This window comes from Halobellus salinus (assembly GCF_014646875.1).
Taxonomy (GTDB): Archaea; Halobacteriota; Halobacteria; order Halobacteriales; family Haloferacaceae; genus Haloquadratum; species Haloquadratum salinum.
Window position 1 is genome coordinate 143,999 of record NZ_BMOC01000005.1, and the last position, 18,126, is coordinate 162,124.

Genomic DNA, 18,126 nt, shown 5'->3' on the forward strand with positions numbered 1-18,126 from the left:
GGTGCCGAGGCTGCCCACTCGTCAGCCGCCGCCGTCGAGGGTCTTATTCATCGCGACGTGTGGGATCCCGGCCTCCTCGAACTCCTCACCGTGGGCCTCGTACCCGAATCGTTCGTAGAACCCCCGGACGTGCGTCTGAGCATGGAGCGTGAGTAGATCGAACCGCACCTCGCGAGCGTGGGTTTCGACAGCGTCCATCAGTCGGCGGCCCCACCCGTTTCCGCGTCGGTCGGCCGCGACTGCGACGCGTTCGACCTTGCCGACGGATCGGTCGCTGGATCCGGGCGGGAGGTCCACGTCGCTCGCCGAACGGAGCCGAGCCGCCCCGATCGGTTCCCCCTCGGCGTAGGCGACAAAGTGAGTTGCGTCCGCCCCGGGTTCGTCGTACTCGTCGTATTCGAGATCCTGGTCGACGCCCTGCTCGTCGACGAACACTGACTGTCGAACCGTGAAGGCGTCGTCGCGTTCGCCGTCGGTGTCGGCGACGAACACGCCGGTTCGGTCCGCGGTCACCATCTCCCCCATCCGGAAGACGGTCCGTCCCCGAGGCGCTCGGATGTCACACCGGCCTCAACGCACGTCCCGGTACTGAGGGTTTCGGAGTCGGAGCGACCGCCAGCAACCCGGGCGGAGCGCGACTGCACCCCGTTGTCAGTGTCCCGCAGCGTAGGCGCTGTGTCGTCAACCGACCCACTCGACGGCCGCGTATCGATCGTGACGGGCGCCGGTGGTTCCGTTGGTGGGGGGATCGCCACGCACCTCGCGGACGCAGGCAGCGACGTCGTTCTCGCGGTGCACAACGACGAAGAAGTCACCGACCAGATCAGAGCCAGTGGGCGACGGGCACGCACAGTCCGGGTTGACGTCAGCGACAGGGAGCGCGTGGACGCGATGGTCGACGAACCCCTCACGGAGTTCGGTCGGATCGACATCGTAATCAACAGCGCCGGCGCGCTCTCCGTGGGATCGGTGCTGGAACGCAACGAGAGCGACTGGGACCGCGTGATGGACGTCAACGCAAAGGGGACCTTTCTGGTGTCGCAGGCGACGATCCCACACCTCCGGGAGAACGAAGGGACGATCATCAACGTCTCGTCGATCTCCGGGATGATCGCTGCGCCGGATCACTGCCACTACGGCGCGTCGAAGCACGGGATTAACGGCCTCACTAAGTCGTTGGCGATTGAACTCGCCGAGGACGACATCACGGTCAATGCACCGTGTCCAGGCATCGTGGCCTCGCAGATGTGGGCCGAGTAGTTGACGCCCGAAAGCGACGAGTCGTTCGCGGGGACGGGCAACCGTCTCATCCCGCCCGGCCGCGACCGGACGCCCGAAGACACGGGGGAGGCAGCCGTCTCCCCGGCCGGTACCGGGAACGTCACCGACGAGGAACGCACCGTCGACGGCGGGATCGCGCGGAACATCGTCTGAGTAGCGGGAGCGTTCTTTGGGTGGCCCGTCTCGGGCCTGGATGTCGCTATCGGGTGAGGTGTTTCGAAAAGTGTGCCGTCTACGTCGCCGGAAGGCGACCGCAGTCGGTATTAGTTACGAACGAGGTTCGCCGCGCGCGGTCCCTTCGGCGAGGACTCGATCTCGAAGTCGACGTCTTGTCCCTCTTCGAGGTCCGGGCCGCCAACGTCTTCCATGTGAAAGAACACGTCGTCATCGGAGTCGTCAGTCGAAATGAAACCGTAGCCGCCAGTGTCGTTGAAGAAATCAACCGTTCCGTTTGCCATTGCAGACGAACGTATGGCTCTGCAGGTCATAACCCTTCCGAGGGTCGCGGTATCACGGCTCGCCGCGGCCAGTCACACCGTCCGGACGGAACGGCGGAACGAGACGTCGTCTACGCGCGTAACGCCGCAAAAAAATACGTGGGTGTGCGCGTGTCGGCGCCTACTCGAAGAGTTCGGCGGCCTGCTCGTAGCGACTGGCGGGTTCCTCCCAGTCGACGACCTCAAAGAAGTTCTCAACGAAGTCGCCGCGGGCCGGACCGTAATCGTAGTAGTAGGAGTGCTCCCAGACGTCGCACGCGAGGATCGGGTGGCCGCCCCAGACCGCACCCTCGTCGTGGTTGTCCACAACCACGTTACGGAGCTGGTTCGAGAAGGAGTCGTAGACCAGCAACGCCCAGCCGCTGGCGTCGGACGCCGCAGCCTCGAATTCGCCCTTCCAGGCCTCGTAGGAGCCGAAGTCCTCCGCAATCCGGTCTGCGAGGGCTCCGCTCGGCTCGTCGCCGCCCTCCGGCGACATGTTCTGCCAGAACAGGTCGTGGAGGATGTGGCCGCTGGAGTTGTGGGTGACGTTCCGGATCGCGCCGGCCGACGACGAGAAGTCGTCGGACTCGCGGTTCGCTTCGAGCGTCTCCTCGGCCGAGTTCCAGCCGTTCACGTAGCCCTGGTGGTGGGTGTCGTGGTGCCACGTCAGGACTTGTTCGGAGATGTGCGGTTCGAGCGCGCCGTGATCGTACGGAAGTGGATCGAGTTCGTAGCTCATAGATTGCCTCCGTATTCACTGTAGGTCGGATTCCAGTTAAACGTTGAGCGAGACGTGTTAACACACTCCCCGACGGCTCGGGAAGACGTGATCTGAATCGGGTTCGTTCTCGGGGAGGCCGCTTTTGTTTGTCGGGTTCGATTCGCAAGTATGTCGAGTCCCGGCCACGACGCGGCAGCACAGGACGACTCGAACGTCTACGGCGACCGCCTCCAGCCGTGTAGCCACGACCCCCGGACGGGGTTCCTCCGGGACGGCCACTGCCGCCACCTCCGGCGGGACCCCGGCCGTCACGAGGTGTGTGCGGAGCTCACCGCGGAGTTCCTGGAGTTCAGCAAGGCACAAGGAAACGATCTCGTCACCCCGAGACCGGAGTACAACTTTCCGGGGCTGGAACCCGGCGACTGCTGGTGTCTCTGCGTGCCGCGGTGGGTGGAGGCCCACGACGCAGGGTGTGCGCCGCCGGTCGTGTTGGAGGCGACGAGCGAGGCCGTGCTCGAAGACGTGTCATTGTCGACGCTCGAATCGTACGCTGTCGGGGAGTGACAGCCGTCTTCCACCCCCACTCGGTCGCTTCAATCGTCGCCGCGAGCCGCCTCGAACATCGACAGCGCCGCCTCCCGGCGCTCGCTGTGGTCGACAATCGGTGCGGGATAGTCGGTGTCGACCCGAGCGCGCTCGACCGGTGAGAGCTCGTGCCACTCGTGAATCGTGTCGGCGTCGACGCCGCGGAGTGCAGGAACGTATCGCGTGATGTACTCGGCGTCGGGATCGTATCGCTCACCCTGCGTCATCGGGTTGAAGATCCGGAAGTAGGGCTGGGCGTCGGTCCCCGTCGACGCGGCCCACTGCCACCCGCCGTTATCGTTTGCGGTGTCGTGGTCGGCGAGGTGGTCCCGGAAGTGGTGGTACCCCGCTCGCCAGTCGATCTGGAGGTCCTTGGTGAGGAAGGAGGCGACGATCATCCGGACGCGGTTGTGCATATACGCCTCCTCGCGGAGTTGGCGCATCCCGGCGTCGACAATCGGATACCCGGTTTCGCCCCGCTTCCACGCCCGGAGCTCCTCGGGGTCGTCGCGCCACTCGATGTCGTGGTCGTACTCCTTGTAGTTCTCCGTGACGACCTCGGGGTTGAAATAGAGCACGTGAGTGTAGAACTCCCGCCACGCCAACTGTGACTGGAACTCCTCGACGGACCCGACCTGTTCTTCCGGCGTGAATCCCGACACGTCTGCGCCGCCGTTCTCGGCCCGCTCCCGAGCGTCCTCGGTCGCGTCGTACACCTCGCGGATCCCGATCGTCCCCCACGTCAGGTGGGCTGAGAGTCGCGAGACCGCGCTGCGGGTGGGGTAGTCGCGGTCCTCGTCGTAGCGGTAGATCCCGTCGGAGCAGAACGCCGCCAGCCGCTCTCTCGCCGCCTCCGTCCCCGCGGTCTCAACGTCGGCGTCGGGGTCGGCGAATCCCAACTCCCCGATGGTGGGCAGCGGATCGCCGTCCACATCCGCCAGCGCCGCCGGTTCCGGCGGATCGATCGGGTCCGGTTTCGGGCGGTCGTGCCACTTCCGCCCGAAGTACGTAAACACCGAGTAGGGGTCGCCCGCGTTGGTCGTGATCGATCCGGGTTCGTGGAAGATGGCGTCGTGGAACGAGTCGTGTGCGACCTTATGGCCGTCTAACGCGTCCCGAACCCGCTCGTCGCGGTCGCGTGCGAGCCCGGAGTATCCCTTGTTCCAGACGATTCGGTCGGCGTCGTACTCCGCGGCGAGGTCGGGAAGCACCGACGCCGGATCGCCGCGGGCGACCACCAGGTCCGAGCCGCGGTCGCGGTACCACCAACGCAACGACCCGAGCGCGTCGAGCATGAACCGCACCCGCGCGTCACCGGCGTACGCCAGGATGTCGTCGTCGAAGACGAAGACGGGGATCGCACCGGGAGTCCCGTTGTCGACACCGTCGCCCGCCACCCCTGCTGCCGCCGCAAGCCCTCGGTTGTCCGCCGGCCGGAGGTCGTCGCGGTGCCAGTGGATCTGCATACGGGCCGAACGGACCCCGATGCCGTCAACGTGTCGGCGGGGGCGCACGCCGCACAGCCCTCAACCGCTCCACGCTCGGCCCCGCCGGATCGATCAGTCGTCGGGCGTCGGGATCGGGTCGACCGCCCCGCGACGGCCGTCAAGCACGGCGAACCGGTCGCCGCGCCGGCGTTCCAGCAGGTGCAGCAGGCGCTCGGCCCACCGGAGTTTCCGCGCCTTCTCGTCGCTGACCGTCGGATCGTCGAACGCCCACCCGACGAACCGGAGTTCGGCCGCGCCGAGTTCGTCCGCGAGGAACGCCGCCCGGTCGCCGTCGGTGAACCCACCGAAGTTGTAGACGGCGTTGGCCGGCGCCGCCTGGGTCGTCGCGAGCGTGTGCGCCGGGTCGAGCCGCGGCATCCACGCCTCGAGCAGCGGGACGTTGTCGCCGTGGGCGTGTGCCGCGACCGGCGTTCCAGCCTCGGTCAGTTCGTCTGCAGTCTCGGGGTTCTTGTCGAGGTCGGTGACCAGGAGGTCGACTGCGAAGCCGGCGTCTCTGACCACGTCCGCGGCTGTCGACGCCGCGAACACCAGGTCCGCGTCGGCGACGCGGCCGACGTCCTTGGGGAGTGACGGCGCCGCGCCGACCACCGCGACCGTGTCGCCGGAAGCGTCGAGCCGATCGAGGTCGAACGGGGTGGCGTACGCGGCGAGTGTGTCACGGGCGCGCTCGTCGCCCTCGCGGGGGTAGCCGAACGCCGAGAGGATGGACTCGTAGACCGGCTCCCACGCCTCGAAGTTCACAGCTGTGGCTCCGGAGTGTAACGGTGCGAGCCGGAATGGCACCAAGTACCCCTACCCGAATGCCCTTCCGGCCTCCAGGTGTCGGGTTTCAGTCGGTTCGGTATAAGCTTTCTCGTGTTTTGTCGCGTCTGACACCCGGAGACCACCCGCCGACCGTGGCTGTCGGCCACAAACGTCCGCGAGGGGCCGCGGTGCAGGGTCATCTGACGCCCGAGCTGACGGTCTCTACGGCCCCTTCGAGGGCGTCGCTGCCGCCGGCCGCGGCATCGAGGTCGGAAAGCGCCCGTACGGTGCCGAAGACAAGCACCGAACGCCCGTCGCTGTCGCCGGGAACGCCTGAGACGACCGTCACGCCCGAATCGCTCGCAGCGGCCGAGAGCGACCCCACGTCGGCGTCAGAGACTCCAGAGAGCTCGAAAACCCGGACAACGGCGCCGCCTGAGGCCGCGGCGTCAGTGGCGTCCGACGCCGCCGTATCGCCGACACCGACGCGGTCGAGGTGCCGCTCGGCTTCCCGGGGCGTCGTCACGTCGAGTTCCTCGACAGCGACATCGCCCGCCTCCCGCACCCGGTCTCTGGCGAACTCGTTGCCGATCAGTGCGGCGTCCCGGGTTTCGGCGACGTCGTGTGTCCGGACCACGTGTGCACCGCGCTCGACGGCCATCGATGTCGCGGCCAGCGAGACCGGCAGCGCCGCCTCGGTCCCGCGGCCGGCGACATCGCGAAGGAAGTTCTTCCGGTTGATCGACACCAGGATCGGGTGTCCCAGCCCCCGGAACTCCCGGAGCCGCCGGAAGGTCTCCCGGTCGTCTTCGACCGTCTTCGCCTCGGACCACCCGCCGAACGCCGGATCGATGATGGTCTTGTCGGTGAAGCCGTTCTGCCCGAGCGCGTCGTAGATGTCGTCGACCGCCTCCACCGCACCCGGACGGGTCAGATCAGGCGGCGACGCCATTTTGCCGACCGCGACATCGTGTTCCGCACAGACCCGCGGCATCTCGGGGTCGGCGAAGCCGCAGATGTCGTTGACCATGTCGAACCCCCGGTCGAGTGCCTCCTCGGCGACCTCGTGGTACCGGGTCTCGATTGAGAAGACGGCGTCGCCGGAGACGCTCTCGACGGTTTCGACCGCGGTGTTGAGCCGTTCGAGTTCTCCCTCCGCCGAGAGCACCTCGAACCGCTTGTTGGCCGATTCCAGCCCGACGTCGACGATGTCTGCACCCTCCCCGATGAGTTCCTCGTCGACGTAGGTGGCGGCTTCACCCGGGTCGTCAAAAACGCTCGGGTCGTAGGGCGACTCTTTCGAGACGTTGAGTACCCCCATAATCCGCGGGGGGTGCTCGTCACCGATCTCGAGTCCGGCGGCGTCCACAGTTCGCATAGGTGATCCAAGAACGGCGCACACATATACTGTGCGTCCGCGGCCCTCCCCGCCGAGGGCGGCGCTTCGGGGGCCGACCCGGCGGAACTTTGCTCTTGCGGCCACAACCGCGGAGTATGCCCAAACCCAAAGCCGCGTTCGACACGCTCTACCCCTACCGACTGTACGAGCCCGAGGAGGTGCTGGACTCCGAGCTAATGTATACCGTCCCGGAGGTCGCGCGACTCCTCCAGGGACTTGCCCCCGAGGTCGAACTCGCTGCCGACGCCGAAGACAAGGTGGTCGCGTGGACGATCCCGTGGCTGCTCAGCCACGCTGACGACCTGGTGATAAACGACCCCGAAGGCGACGACCCCGGCTACTTCGGGCTTGCGAGCGACGAACGGCCGGCCGACGAGATCCCCGCCGATGTTGCGGACGTGCACGCGCCGGACGGTACCGACGGCACCAACACCCCGGACAGTACCCAGTGAGCCCGGAGTGTCACTCGGAACGCTGTGGTCACCGGCTACGGGCCGCGCGAGCGGCCATCTCGATGTCGTTGACGGGGTGGTCGGTCACGCTCGGGCCGTGCCCGACATACAGCGCTGTGAGGTCGCCGCCGACGGTTTCGCGGAGCCGGTCGATGCTCTCGACGAGCGCGCCGTGGTCTCCCCCCGAGAGGTCGGTCCGGCCGAACCCGCCGTTCGCAAACACCAGATCGCCCGCGAAGCAGGTGCCAGCGCCCTCAGAGACGAAACAGAGATGATCGGGTTTGTGACCCGGGGTATGAATCGCTTCGTAGGCGTGGTCGCCGATCCGGACGGTTCCACCGTCCACGATCGGGTTGTCGACGTGCTCGTTGCCGGGGTCGTACCCCCGGGTTTCGACGTCGAACGCGGTTCTGACGGCAGGGACGTTGTCGACGTGGTCCGAGTGGGTGTGGGTGAGGTAGACCCGATCGAGCGCGTCGACCTGCTCTGCTAACCGGGCGACAACGTCGAAGTTTGCGCCCGCGTCCACAAGCGCAGTCGTTTCTCCGGTCACCAGGAACGCGTTCGAGGTGAACGCCCGGACGCCGGCCGCGAGGTTCGTGATCACACCGGGAGGTTGGCGTCCGGTCGACTTGCGTCTTTCCGCCCGGGCGTTCGAGACTCGGACCCGACCCGCGCGGGCGGGGCCCGATGCTTTTGTACGCTCGCTCCGACACACCGGTGTGTACCGGAAAGGTCACTACGGCGTCGCGCTCCTCGTGTTCGCCCCGGTCGCGTTCGCCCTGCTCGTAGTCGACCGGGCGGACCTCGCGGCCGTCACCGGCGGGGCGATGCTCTGGCTGGCGATGCTTCCCGACCTCGACCACCGCGTTCCCGGCATCCCACACCGCGGGCCGACGCACTCGTTGCTCTTTGCGGCGGTTGTGGGCGGAGCATTCGCTGCGGCCGGAGTGGCGCTCGAAACCGTGGCCGGTGGACCGGTGTCGACCGCGGGCGTTTCGCTCCCGGTCCTGGGGTTCGCGACCGGGGCGGTCACGGTCCTGGCACACCTGCTCGGGGACGCACTGACACCTGCTGGCGTCAACTTCCTGTGGCCGGTTTCACCCCGGACCTACACCCTCGGTCTCTGCCGGGCGGACAACACAATCGCCAACTACGGGCTGTTCGCGAGCGGCGTCTTCGCCGTGGGGGCGGCTGGGTATCTCGCCGTAGCGGTCTGAGGCTCGGAGACGCCGGATTCTGGGGGCTGTGGCTCGGCGACGAAACGGTTATATATCTGGTTGACTTACCTGAGGCCGCAATGGCGACAGGCACGGTTGCGTTCTTTAACGACACAGGCGGTTACGGTTTCATCGAAAGCGAGGATTCCGACGAGGACGTCTTCTTCCACATGGAAGACGTCGGCGGCCCGGACCTCGAAGAAGGTCAGGACGTGGAGTTCGACATCGAGCAGGCCGACAAGGGCCCGCGCGCGACGAATCTCCAGCGCCTGTAACCTCCAGCGCCTGTAGGACGCACTACGGAAGCGGCACTGCGGTCGGCGCTCACGTCGATTCTCACCACGGCTTTCCTTTTCACACCTCCCGTAGCAACGCCCCGGACACCCGCTGACTGCCGTTACGGAGAATCGAGGAGAAAGCCCCGTGCTTTAGCGGGGGAGGATGTCAAATCTCGCCGTTGGCGGCTCGCTCTCGGAGTTCCTCAGCGCGCGCCTGGATGGCGTTCCACTCCTCGTCGTCCTTGCGGTCGACGTGTGAGTACATCAGCCCCATCCGCCCGGTCCCGCGCAGCGTCTCCTCGTTGCGCTTCAGGAAGTCCCAGTAGAGCGCGTTGAACGGGCAGGCGTTCTCGCCGGTGGTCTTCGATTTGGCGTACGGGCACGACGCGCAGTGGTCACTCATCTTGTCGATGTAGTTGGCCGACGACGCGTAGGGTTCGAGGAGAGTACGTCCGTGCCGAACGACCCCATCCCGACGACGTTGGGGGTGGTCACCCAGTGGTAGGCGTCGACGAAGCCGAGGTGGAACCACTCGTTGAGTTCGGCGGGGTCGACGCCGTAGAGCAGCGCGAAGTTCGAGAGCACCATGAGCCGTTCGATGTGGTGGGCGTACCCGTGGTCGTGGACGTGGTCGACCGCCTCGGAGAGACACTGCATGTCGGTCTCGCCGTCCCAGTACGCCGGCGGGAGCGACTCGGTCTGGTCGAGTTGGTTGGCCGCGGCGAGGTCGGGCATCGACCGCCGGTAGACGTGGCGCATAAACTCCCGCCACCCGGCGATCTGTCGGACGAACCCCTCGACGCTGTTGAGCGGTGCCGACCCCGACTCGTAGGCGTCGACAGCGGCGTCGACAACTTCCCGCGGGCGAAGTAACCCGAGGTTGAGCGCCGCCGAGAGCAACGAGTGACACAGCGCCCACTCGTCGTCGACCATCGCGTCCTGGTAGGATCCGAACTCCGGGAGTCGCACGGACACGAACTGCTCCAGGGCGTGGCGGGCCTCCGCGCGGGTCACGGGCCAGACGAACCCCTCAGGATCCCCCCAGTGATCGTCGTAGCGGTCGGCGACGAACGCTTGGACCTCGCGGGTTATCCCGTCGGGCTCAAACCGGGGGACGTCCGGCGGCGTCCACTCCGGCGGCGGCGTCTCCCGGTTCTCGTCGTCGTAGTTCCACTCGCCGCCGACCGGATCGGACCCGTCCATCAGGATACCCGTCTGCCGGCGAACGTGGCGGTACCACGTCTCCTGTCGGAAGGTCCGCGACCCGTCGTCGTCGCCGCCGGTCTCCTCGGCCCAGGTGTCGAACTCCTTGCGGGTGGTCAGAAACAGGCCGTTCTCGACGAGGGTCAACGTCCCCCCGCGTTCCGCCACCAGCCGTCGGCGACGGTCGTCGGCGCCGTGGCTGGGCGACTGCAACCCGACTAGGTGGTCGCCCGGGTTGGCGTCGAAATACCGTTCGAGGCCGGCACCGAACGTCTCCGCTCGGAGGTATGTGACGTCGTAGCCGCGGTCTCTGAGTTCGTCGCGGAAGTGTCGCATCGCGCTGAAGACAAGCGCGAGCTTCTGGGGGTGGTAGCGACGCCGCTCCGCGAACGCGTGCGCCTCGATCAGGAGGACGTGATCGGCGGTGTCGAGCGGTGTGATTGTCGGATCGAGTTGGTCGCCGAGCAGCCAGACCGTCATTGGCGGTGGGTTGGATCGTGACGGTCAAAACCGCCACGGTGGCGCGTCCCGGCCGGTGGGCGTCGGTCGGATCATCCCCTCGATTCCGGGGACAAGAATTTAGACGCCTGGACGGGATTGACTAAACAACCCCTATGGACGGCCCTACACCTCAGGTCCTCATCGTGGAGGACGAAACCGACTTGGCGGACCTCTACGGCATCTACCTCTCGGACCGCTACGAGGTGCAGACGGCAAACGATGGCGAAACGGCGATGGAACTCGTGAGCGAGGACACCGACATCGTTCTGCTGGACCGTCGGATGCCGGACATGACCGGTGATGAGGTACTCGCCGAGATCAGAGACCGCGGAATCGACTGCCGTGTCGCTATGATCACAGCTGTCGAACCCGACCTCGGCATCGTCGAGATGCCGTTCGACGACTACCTGGTCAAACCCGTCACCCGCGAGGACCTGCGCGGACTGGTGGAGGTGCTGCTCCGGCGGTCCGGATACGACTCCCGAACCCAGGAGTTCTTCCAACTCGCCTCGAAGAAGGCCGCCCTGGAGTCGACCCCTGATGTCTCCGTCGACGAGGAAAGCGAGTACCAGGAGCTCACAGACCGGATGACGGAGCTCCGTGAGGACCTCGATCAGACGCTGTCGGAGTTGACCGACGACGACTTCCGGCAGGCGTTCGCGTCGTTGCCCGGTGAGGACGCGGAGTTCGACGACAGTGCCGACGAGTCCGGCTTCTGATCGCTACCGCCGGCTGCCCGGTTGTGGGCCGACGTGTGCCGGCGCCAACAGGTCGTCGATCCGTTGATCGTCGAGCCACTCAAGCAGCCGGACCAGCTGGTCGGCTGCGGCCTCGAACAGCCGCTCGCCGATCTCTGGCGTCGCGTCGGTCTGGTCGCCGAACACCCCGTTCTCTGAGTTCTCAACCGCGTCGTAGAACGTCCGCGCGCCGTAGCGCTCCGGGAACTCGGCGTCGTCGACGTCGCGAACGCCACCGTCGCGGGCCGACTCGAGGCGGTCGTCGTGGACCAGTTCCGGGGCGAGGTGCTGGATCATCGCGGTCTCCTTCGGGCCGCCGTGGGGGCCGTTGTGCTCGAAGACCTCGTCGACGAGCTCCGGGATCGACTCGTCCCACATCCACTCGATATGACCGTGAAAGTATAGAATTGTTTTTACTAAAATATATGACAATAATAAAGATGCGCTGATCAAAAACGAAGAGTACCAGAGATTGCTCCCTGACTTCGGTTACAGCCATCGCAATCACCAAGCAGATTTACTCCCATAGTTCCTCCTCACCAACTAATAGGTAAACTTCCGCCATACACATTGGAATGCTATCCGCAGTCACCCAGACACTGATATTCTCCTGTACTGTGTTAACCAATTCATCCCCCAAGGTAAGCGAATCCGATACCCGGCTCTAGCCGGTCTCTGAGCCTTCGGGCATAAAATAAGGAGGTGGGTTGCTGTTATTCCGAGTCTTCAGCGTCTAGCACTTCCTCTCGGTAGTTTTCCAAGTCTTCCTCATCTAGTTCCATCCACTCCATCAGATCTAGACTATCACTCTTGAAGAGGTGAGTAGCAACGTGGGGAACCATCTCCGCGAAAAATTCGTCTATGTCGTTAACACCCTCCCGGAGTTGACCTCCGCGAGAACAGAGCCGATAGGCCTCACGCTGGGCTTCCTCGGAAGAGTCGAACTCCACGTAGGTTTTTGATCCATCGTTGCTGTCGTCGTTGCTCAGGTGCCTGCTAGCTCCCATAGTTTGACCTGCTCGCGGTATTGCGATTTTGCTACTGCGAGCAAAAGCGCTCTCGCGCCGATTTATTATAAAGATCTTGCTAATTCATCAAAGACAAAGACAATGAAGAAAACATTTTTTGCAAATAAAAAAGCGCGACAGAAAACGGGAAGAGCGTTCTTTTACACGTCCTCCGGTGGGAGGACAAATGGCTTCCCGGAATCTGCTTCGATTTTGTGAAGCAGGGGAGAGGATAGTTCAAACGGCCTTATCGAACCCTCAGTCTAAATGGGATTCAGCAGTCGTGCTGGATACAGAGGCTGAGTCTAGCAGATACAAGATTACTTTTATCAGTAGAAATATGACTTTTAATATGGCTGATCCCATCGTCTGGCTCTACAACAAGGGCCCAAAGCATCAAAAATACCATAGGACTGCTATTGAAGAAGCGCATTATAGCCAAGATCTCAAATCTGCGATCAAGAACGGCGATGTGGATCCAGACATTCCTGTCGACTTAGACGAGTTTGGCCCCATATCTATCATCCTTCCGAGGTACCACACAAACTCACTTCACGACAACGTACGGGCAGGAAGCATCATCTTCTTTTTTGACACCACGATTGGGGAATACTATGCTGCTTCAATATTACTCGGTACTGGCAGAAATAAAGATCGTTCGTTTGTAAGCACAATCTGGCCGTATGATCAACCTGCGAAAACATATCTTGTAATCACTACCCAGCCCATTAGCATCGAGCTGTCGGAAAACAGGTTCCGAAATTTGTTCGGATATAAGAAAAACCAAGATCCGCTCTCTGGTCAAAAAACCCGTTATCTAATAGCTCCTGCTAGTAATCATCAGAACGAATTTAAGCAGAATATCATTTCTTATGAAGAATTTTTCAAGTCTATCCGCTCCAGTCGTGATCTCGACTTTAATTGGGTAGAGCGGAAAAGCCAATTTATGCAGGAAATATTCCAGACTGGGTAATAGCCAGTCGAAATTTCTTGGAGTATCCGCAGTCAAGTGTTACCTATGCAATTTGTTAAATAATGACAAAGAAATCAACGGACCTATCTTTATTATTCCTCGTGACGAATTAATATACGTCGATATGGTCGAAAATATAGCCGACTTAGAGGAATCTATCTACATCGCGGTAGACTCTCTCTCTGGCGCAACGACTAGCCGAACAGGACCCTTCATTTCGGGCTACATCTCATTGGAAGGCCCGGAATTCCCTAACGAGCTCTTCCGTCAGTACAACCAGATGCTGGCCCGTGTGGGCTCATCTCTGACAGTCTCAAATGACGAGCACATCCGCAAGCAGGCTTGGTTCCTGAAAGAAGTGGGAGTGTTGGAGGAAGTGACTGCTGAGGTCTTGGCTTTAGACCCATCCGCTGACCGAGATGAGTTCGATAAGAGGTACTACGATACGACTTCTGAGGTCGATATGAGTTGGTTGGACTCGGATCCTGAGAGCATTGCCCTCGCATTAGCTGGGAGAGAAGAGAGTAATGGATTATTCGAGGCTATTGGACAGCCCTCTCCTGCTGATATCCCTCCCGAGATCCTGAACCCGCAGCAGGTGTACTACGAGCAGCACAACCCGGACTCGGCCTACTTGGAGGGATAGCTATGCAATACGAAGAGTACGCCGAGAAAGCCAAACAGCGGTACGCAGAGGCAACGTTGAAGGATCGAAAATCGTGTCTCCGGTTGTTCGATGTCTATCTGGCAGGACCCCACACGGACGGGATGAGTGGGGAAGATGCCGTGCAACGCTTCCGAGATCTGAAGCGCACAGCCAGAGCCAGCTACCAGTTCTCCGAGCACGAACCCTCTTCATTTGAGCAGGTGACGGAGTTCATCAGCTTAGTTTTCGAGCTTGATCTCAGCCGAGAGATGATCCGGCACTACTTCGACTCGGTACAGTCCTACTGCGACGAGATGAATTTGGAGTGGTTCTCAGAAAGGGAGTTTCGCAAGTACCGAGAGAGGAGGTTCAAGAACTCTGACAGTGCGAACGTCTACGGATTAGCCGCTGATGACAGGAACGTATATCGGCTCAGCGAGGTCGAGACGATACTGAAAAACTCGGAATCTCCGTATCGGGAGTTCTTCGCTATCCAGTATCTCCACTGCCGCCGTCCGGGAGAGGTTCTACTACTGGAAGCTTCTGACGTGAGGCTTGAAGACTCCCTCGTGTGGTATCATATTCTCAAGCAGCAACGTGGGGAAGACAACCGGGAATATGTTCAGATCCGAGACGACCGAGAACGAGAATTACTGAGAGAACTGCCCCACGGGGAAGAGGGGAAACTGTTTGATTTCACTCTGAACGAAGTTCGAGATGAGCTAAGAAGAGTCCAACAAGATCAGGATATCCCACAGCTCAAACTCAAGGACTTCCGGCATACCCGAGTGAGCCACCTGAAAGCCGCTGGATGGAGTGATGTGGGGATCAGAGACAAGTATACTAAGCACAAACATCTGAGTACTCTACAAGACAGGTATATGAGCTATGTCCCGGAGGATATCTCTGAAGATGATCTATGGGAAGTACTCGGGAACAGTACTGGGAGAGAAGATAGAGGTCAAGACTCTAATAACGAGGTAGCAACGGTGATCGAAGAGTACGGCTTATGAGAAACATATAGTATTACGCCAGTAGCAATCGGAGATCCGGGACCAAGGCGAATTACCCATACCAATGTGTGAACACGATTGAGTACTACGTTTCTCGGAGATCTGTACGTTGTAAACCCCGCTGTTACGGCCTGAAACGAGCATATTCAACAGGCTAATTGGGTCAATTTCCGAACGGTTGTATTTTGATGTGTGACTGGAGCCGTATTCAGATCACAAAGATGACTTCTAACGCAGATATCTACAGACTAACTGTCATACCTGGGGTGTCATAGCACTCTTGTTACGATGTTCATTTCACGTTTCAATATCTAAACCAGCCGTGAGATCTCTGTTGCGAGTCTGGCAGGCCTAAAATAGTAATATGGACACGCTGGGATTCGAACCCAGGGCCTCGCCGAAAAGCCAGATCACTGCACAACGGGCGCGAGATGTGCCGCGCGGACTCACATCCCCAGTAATCCGGACTCGGTCCGGGCGTTCTACCAAACTGAACTACGTGCCCTGATATGAGAGTTCGACTGTCACGCCAATACTTCCCTGGGTAACATCCCAGATATTGGGAAATACCCAGTTCAGGGCTGATAGCTGTCCAGCACGCGCCGATCAAGCAAACGGGACTGAGGTTGCTGCACGGACCCTCTGTATTCATTGATTACTGTGTAGTGTGAGAAGTCTTCTACGACTCCCTCTTCGTACGGTTAGTGCCTCTACAACACGTTAGACTGGCTGTAAAGAGAATATAGGAGATCTTGATTGAACAGCCACTCTCCCAATCATAATTATCACGGTCCCAATCGAGAGTTATCTCATATGGTCAAAGGGCTTCCTGACCGACCACTCTCCCACCCTGAAGCAGCATCGCTCAATCAGTCGGACTCGATTGGCTTTGTCTTTCCTGCTACGCCTCACAGTATTCGAGATGATGAGGACAATGAGGGAAGCATATATGATCTGCTCATTACGTCAGGAGAGAGTGTCTCCGCGTTAGTCTACGATGAGGACAAAGGCTGGAAAGTCGTCACGAAAACGTCTCCTGACAATCCGAAAGAAGCGGCAATTAACGACGTGATTGAGTACCGAGGCTACGATATCGAAGACGAAGAGAAAGTGCTCAAGTTCGTCACTGAGCTATACGGAGCACTGGATGAGTTGAGCCAGATGGAGTGAGGCGTTCCACTTTACGCTCGAACTATCTTGAAACCCAGACCAATCTCTTCGGTAGGTAGTGGCTCAATGAGAAATTCGAGTTCTGCTCCGCACTCAGGACAATCAATACGGGAGGCTATTGGCCCTTCTACGGCAGCATTCAGCACATCTTCGGTCATATCTGGAAAGAATTTCTCGTCGCAAGAGAGGCATTGTAGCTCTCCGTTGATTTCTATATCACTCTGCTCTGGCTGGTGAATGAACGTAGCGTCATAGGTGTCATCAAGCATTGGTGGTCTCTTGTCTTCCAGCCATCTTGTACCTGAGGTGCGAGTGAACTTCACTATCTCTTAGAGGGGTTAGGATGACTCTGTTTCATCTGAATCCTTGACCGCTGGATGATTCCCCTTCGCCTCATCTATCTTGAGAGCCACTGTCCCGTAAGCTCGGAAGTTGCCAATCCAGACGCCCAGTCCGACAATCAAGACGATAGCGCCAACTCCTCCGATGAGGATGCTCACCACAAATCCGTTTGTTATCCAAGCCAGAATCAGGAACGTGAGGCCCTGGAGCACCAAGACCGAGCTGACGAGCACGACAATCCTGACTAAGTCCTGCTGGATGTCGAGCAAGGTGAGGTCGATATCCGCTAAGGTTTCGTCGTCAGACATTAGCGGTCAGTTCGTTCAGCCAGACAGAAAAGATTCGGTTTGGTAATTACCCAACAGAGATCTGATGTGAATTCTACAGTCCAGATGTCTATCATCTATTGAGTGTGGTCGCTCAGGCCAATGAAACTCGTATCTCAGATTCACGCACTGTTCTGAAGTAGTCCGTCCGTAGGCTTTTGATCTGTGGTAGATAATCCCACAGTATGACGTTCAGCGCAAGTTGGCACAATCTCCTCGAAAATGCAGAAGAGCTACCACCGGACGCGACTCTTCTCACCCCGCTTTCTCGGAAGCCGTTCCGAATCACAGACGTACAGGAGCACCGCATTCTCATTGAGTATAGGGAAGATGACGGAACTGAGCCACTCCAACGAGAGCAGTTCGAGACGCTATATGACCGTGTCACCGAGGGCTGGGGAGGCTTCGATCTCGACAATCTGCCTCCTAACGCTGAACCATACGCAACAGTCCTGAGTCTTCACCCTCGATTTCAGATTGATGACCGAGAAGGGATGCTTTCTGAAACCGAGACTCCGAAGAGTTCCCCGCTGGTCGATGCTCACGAAGTCGAGAGTGATGAGGCCGAACGAGGAGAACCTAATATATCCGTCTACTCCGACGCGCTTCTCCTTATCGACGAGCTTGAACAGAACGATCCATCTGATCTCGAAGAGTTGGAGACACCGACGCTTGTGAATCTCTACACGCTCCTCTCGGATGTGCAACGAAATGCTGATAATCTCCGTCAAGACGTGAGGAGTGTTTTGCTTGACCGACTCCATCACGACCAGCCTATCTCAGGCCAGTACGGGTCAGTTCAGCGTACTTCTCGAAGCAACCGTTCGCTAAAAAATGAAAATGAGGTCCTGGAGTTACTAACGGAAGCCGGTATTGAACGAGAACGTGTGACCAGCGTAGATGCCAGTAAAGTAGATGACGCGCTCGAAGTGGTAGAACTCAGTGAGAGTGACGTATACAATATTGAGGAGAGTGAGTATGTGAGGAAAGCAGAGGTAGACGAGGAGAGCAAAGAGACGCGCCTCCAAGGATTGAAAGATCGGCTAGCGGCCACTGATGAGAATACTGAAGACCTCCAAGAAGAGATTGAAGCATTAGAGCAGCGGATAGACGATCTCACCAGCTTCGACTCCGCTTCATCTTTTCACACGAACTTAAGCGGAGAGCCATAGTCAGGGAGCTAGTCAGTACAAAGGAAGAATTCAAGTTCAGTCCCTCTGAATGGTTTGCCATCTTATGAATAGTCCAAGCGAGGTTAGATCCGTTCTGGAACAATTCGTCGACGACTTGAATAATAAACTCAGTCCTCAGAGACTGGAAGAAGTTCTAAGAGGCGATGCATCACCCGATGGAGCGGAACTCGGAAGCAAACCCGAGCCGTGGAATCGGAAACATCTCATACGTCCTCTGATTGAAGCGGTTGGTCTCGAATGGGAGCCAGAGATCCACGGGGGTGGAGAAGGTTACCCCGACTAGTGCCTAGTGAAAGTTATGAAGGTAGAGTCTGATGATGAGGTATGTCTGGGGATCGCCGCAAAGAG

22 protein-coding genes, 1 tRNA gene and 2 pseudogenes are annotated in these 18,126 nt (G+C 60.1%); 12 read left to right on the top strand and 13 right to left on the bottom strand.

Annotated elements, in window-relative coordinates; all coding sequences use genetic code 11:
* Window positions 1–21: 21 nt before the first annotated feature.
* Window positions 22–516 (bottom strand): GNAT family N-acetyltransferase, encoded by a 495-nt coding sequence (locus tag IEX72_RS06060; protein ID WP_188786510.1) that lies wholly within the window; start codon window positions 514–516, stop codon window positions 22–24.
* A gap of 159 nt (window positions 517–675) precedes the next feature.
* On the opposite strand from IEX72_RS06060, the gene IEX72_RS06065 reads away from it, so the two are divergent.
* Both IEX72_RS06065 and IEX72_RS15190 read left to right on the top strand, forming a co-directional pair.
* Window positions 676–1,260, top strand: a complete 585-nt coding sequence (locus IEX72_RS06065; RefSeq protein ID WP_229663758.1) for an SDR family NAD(P)-dependent oxidoreductase — start codon at window positions 676–678, stop codon at window positions 1,258–1,260.
* Window positions 1,261–1,434, top strand: a complete 174-nt coding sequence (locus IEX72_RS15190) for a hypothetical protein (protein WP_229663759.1) — start codon at window positions 1,261–1,263, stop codon at window positions 1,432–1,434.
* Between the two features lie 110 nt (window positions 1,435–1,544).
* Here the strand turns inward: IEX72_RS15190 and IEX72_RS06070 are convergent, their stop codons facing one another.
* Entirely contained in the window at window positions 1,545–1,739 is a 195-nt protein-coding gene (locus IEX72_RS06070; protein ID WP_185192509.1) for a cold-shock protein, read from the bottom strand.
* A 160-nt stretch (window positions 1,740–1,899) separates the two neighbouring features.
* Window positions 1,900–2,499 (bottom strand): superoxide dismutase, encoded by a 600-nt coding sequence (gene sod, locus IEX72_RS06075; RefSeq protein ID WP_188786487.1) that lies wholly within the window; start codon window positions 2,497–2,499, stop codon window positions 1,900–1,902.
* A 150-nt stretch (window positions 2,500–2,649) separates the two neighbouring features.
* Between sod and IEX72_RS06080 the strand changes: the two genes are divergently transcribed.
* Window positions 2,650–3,045: a DUF2237 family protein gene (locus IEX72_RS06080; RefSeq protein ID WP_188786488.1), complete on the top strand. Its 396-nt coding sequence runs from the start codon at window positions 2,650–2,652 to the stop codon at window positions 3,043–3,045.
* A gap of 29 nt (window positions 3,046–3,074) precedes the next feature.
* Here IEX72_RS06080 and IEX72_RS06085 read toward each other — a convergent pair whose 3' ends face one another.
* The 3 genes from IEX72_RS06085 to IEX72_RS06095 all read right to left on the bottom strand — a co-directional run bounded on the left by IEX72_RS06085 (window position 3,075) and on the right by IEX72_RS06095 (window position 6,696).
* Complete coding sequence (locus IEX72_RS06085; protein WP_188786489.1) at window positions 3,075–4,532, bottom strand: cryptochrome/photolyase family protein; 1,458 nt, start codon at window positions 4,530–4,532, stop codon at window positions 3,075–3,077.
* 93 nt (window positions 4,533–4,625) lie between these two features.
* Window positions 4,626–5,315: a 6-hydroxymethylpterin diphosphokinase MptE-like protein gene (locus IEX72_RS06090; protein ID WP_188786490.1), complete on the bottom strand. Its 690-nt coding sequence runs from the start codon at window positions 5,313–5,315 to the stop codon at window positions 4,626–4,628.
* Window positions 5,316–5,514: 199 nt separating this feature from the next.
* Entirely contained in the window at window positions 5,515–6,696 is a 1,182-nt protein-coding gene (locus IEX72_RS06095) for a dihydropteroate synthase (RefSeq protein ID WP_188786491.1), read from the bottom strand.
* A 116-nt stretch (window positions 6,697–6,812) separates the two neighbouring features.
* Here IEX72_RS06095 and IEX72_RS06100 point away from each other — a divergent pair, with 116 nt between their 5' ends.
* Window positions 6,813–7,169, top strand: a complete 357-nt coding sequence (locus IEX72_RS06100; protein WP_188786492.1) for a DUF5827 family protein — start codon at window positions 6,813–6,815, stop codon at window positions 7,167–7,169.
* Between the two features lie 28 nt (window positions 7,170–7,197).
* Here the strand turns inward: IEX72_RS06100 and IEX72_RS06105 are convergent, their stop codons facing one another.
* Window positions 7,198–7,776 carry an MBL fold metallo-hydrolase gene (locus IEX72_RS06105; protein WP_188786493.1) on the bottom strand — a complete coding sequence of 193 codons (579 nt, stop codon included), beginning with the start codon at window positions 7,774–7,776 and terminating at the stop codon, window positions 7,198–7,200.
* Window positions 7,777–7,891: 115 nt separating this feature from the next.
* Between IEX72_RS06105 and IEX72_RS06110 the strand changes: the two genes are divergently transcribed.
* Both IEX72_RS06110 and IEX72_RS06115 read left to right on the top strand, forming a co-directional pair.
* Window positions 7,892–8,389, top strand: coding sequence for a metal-dependent hydrolase (locus IEX72_RS06110; RefSeq protein WP_188786494.1), 498 nt, complete (start codon window positions 7,892–7,894; stop codon window positions 8,387–8,389).
* Window positions 8,390–8,469: 80 nt separating this feature from the next.
* Window positions 8,470–8,664: a cold-shock protein gene (locus tag IEX72_RS06115; protein WP_188786495.1), complete on the top strand. Its 195-nt coding sequence runs from the start codon at window positions 8,470–8,472 to the stop codon at window positions 8,662–8,664.
* 169 nt (window positions 8,665–8,833) lie between these two features.
* On the opposite strand, the pseudogene IEX72_RS06120 reads toward IEX72_RS06115, so the two are convergent.
* Window positions 8,834–10,350 (bottom strand): annotated as a pseudogene (locus IEX72_RS06120) (cryptochrome/photolyase family protein).
* A gap of 134 nt (window positions 10,351–10,484) precedes the next feature.
* Between IEX72_RS06120 and IEX72_RS06125 the strand changes: the two are divergent.
* A complete protein-coding gene (locus tag IEX72_RS06125) occupies window positions 10,485–11,090 on the top strand; it encodes a HalX domain-containing protein (RefSeq protein ID WP_188786496.1) in 606 nt (201 codons plus the stop codon).
* A 3-nt stretch (window positions 11,091–11,093) separates the two neighbouring features.
* Here the strand turns inward: IEX72_RS06125 and IEX72_RS06130 are convergent.
* A pseudogene (locus IEX72_RS06130) lies at window positions 11,094–11,495 on the bottom strand (creatininase family protein); the annotation flags it as partial.
* A 326-nt stretch (window positions 11,496–11,821) separates the two neighbouring features.
* On the bottom strand, window positions 11,822–12,115 hold the full coding sequence (locus IEX72_RS06135) for a hypothetical protein (protein WP_188786498.1): 294 nt from the start codon (window positions 12,113–12,115) through the stop codon (window positions 11,822–11,824).
* Between the two features lie 352 nt (window positions 12,116–12,467).
* Here IEX72_RS06135 and IEX72_RS06140 point away from each other — a divergent pair, with 352 nt between their 5' ends.
* The 3 genes from IEX72_RS06140 to IEX72_RS06150 all read left to right on the top strand — a co-directional run bounded on the left by IEX72_RS06140 (window position 12,468) and on the right by IEX72_RS06150 (window position 14,747).
* Window positions 12,468–13,088, top strand: a complete 621-nt coding sequence (locus IEX72_RS06140; RefSeq protein WP_188786499.1) for a hypothetical protein — start codon at window positions 12,468–12,470, stop codon at window positions 13,086–13,088.
* Window positions 13,089–13,212: 124 nt separating this feature from the next.
* Window positions 13,213–13,734 (top strand): hypothetical protein, encoded by a 522-nt coding sequence (locus tag IEX72_RS06145; RefSeq protein WP_188786500.1) that lies wholly within the window; start codon window positions 13,213–13,215, stop codon window positions 13,732–13,734.
* A gap of 2 nt (window positions 13,735–13,736) precedes the next feature.
* Window positions 13,737–14,747, top strand: a complete 1,011-nt coding sequence (locus tag IEX72_RS06150) for a site-specific integrase (RefSeq protein WP_188786501.1) — start codon at window positions 13,737–13,739, stop codon at window positions 14,745–14,747.
* A gap of 365 nt (window positions 14,748–15,112) precedes the next feature.
* Here the strand turns inward: IEX72_RS06150 and IEX72_RS06155 are convergent.
* Window positions 15,113–15,252: transfer RNA gene (locus IEX72_RS06155), tRNA-OTHER, on the bottom strand.
* A gap of 308 nt (window positions 15,253–15,560) precedes the next feature.
* On the opposite strand from IEX72_RS06155, the gene IEX72_RS06160 reads away from it, so the two are divergent.
* On the top strand, window positions 15,561–15,917 hold the full coding sequence (locus IEX72_RS06160) for a hypothetical protein (protein ID WP_188786502.1): 357 nt from the start codon (window positions 15,561–15,563) through the stop codon (window positions 15,915–15,917).
* An 11-nt stretch (window positions 15,918–15,928) separates the two neighbouring features.
* Here IEX72_RS06160 and IEX72_RS06165 read toward each other — a convergent pair whose 3' ends face one another.
* Window positions 15,929–16,186 carry an FmdB family zinc ribbon protein gene (locus IEX72_RS06165; RefSeq protein WP_188786503.1) on the bottom strand — a complete coding sequence of 86 codons (258 nt, stop codon included), beginning with the start codon at window positions 16,184–16,186 and terminating at the stop codon, window positions 15,929–15,931.
* Window positions 16,187–16,255: 69 nt separating this feature from the next.
* A complete protein-coding gene (locus IEX72_RS06170) occupies window positions 16,256–16,567 on the bottom strand; it encodes a hypothetical protein (RefSeq protein ID WP_188786504.1) in 312 nt (103 codons plus the stop codon).
* Window positions 16,568–16,770: 203 nt separating this feature from the next.
* Between IEX72_RS06170 and IEX72_RS06175 the strand changes: the two genes are divergently transcribed.
* Window positions 16,771–17,757 (top strand): hypothetical protein, encoded by a 987-nt coding sequence (locus IEX72_RS06175; RefSeq protein WP_188786505.1) that lies wholly within the window; start codon window positions 16,771–16,773, stop codon window positions 17,755–17,757.
* The last annotated feature ends 369 nt before the right edge of the window (window positions 17,758–18,126 follow it).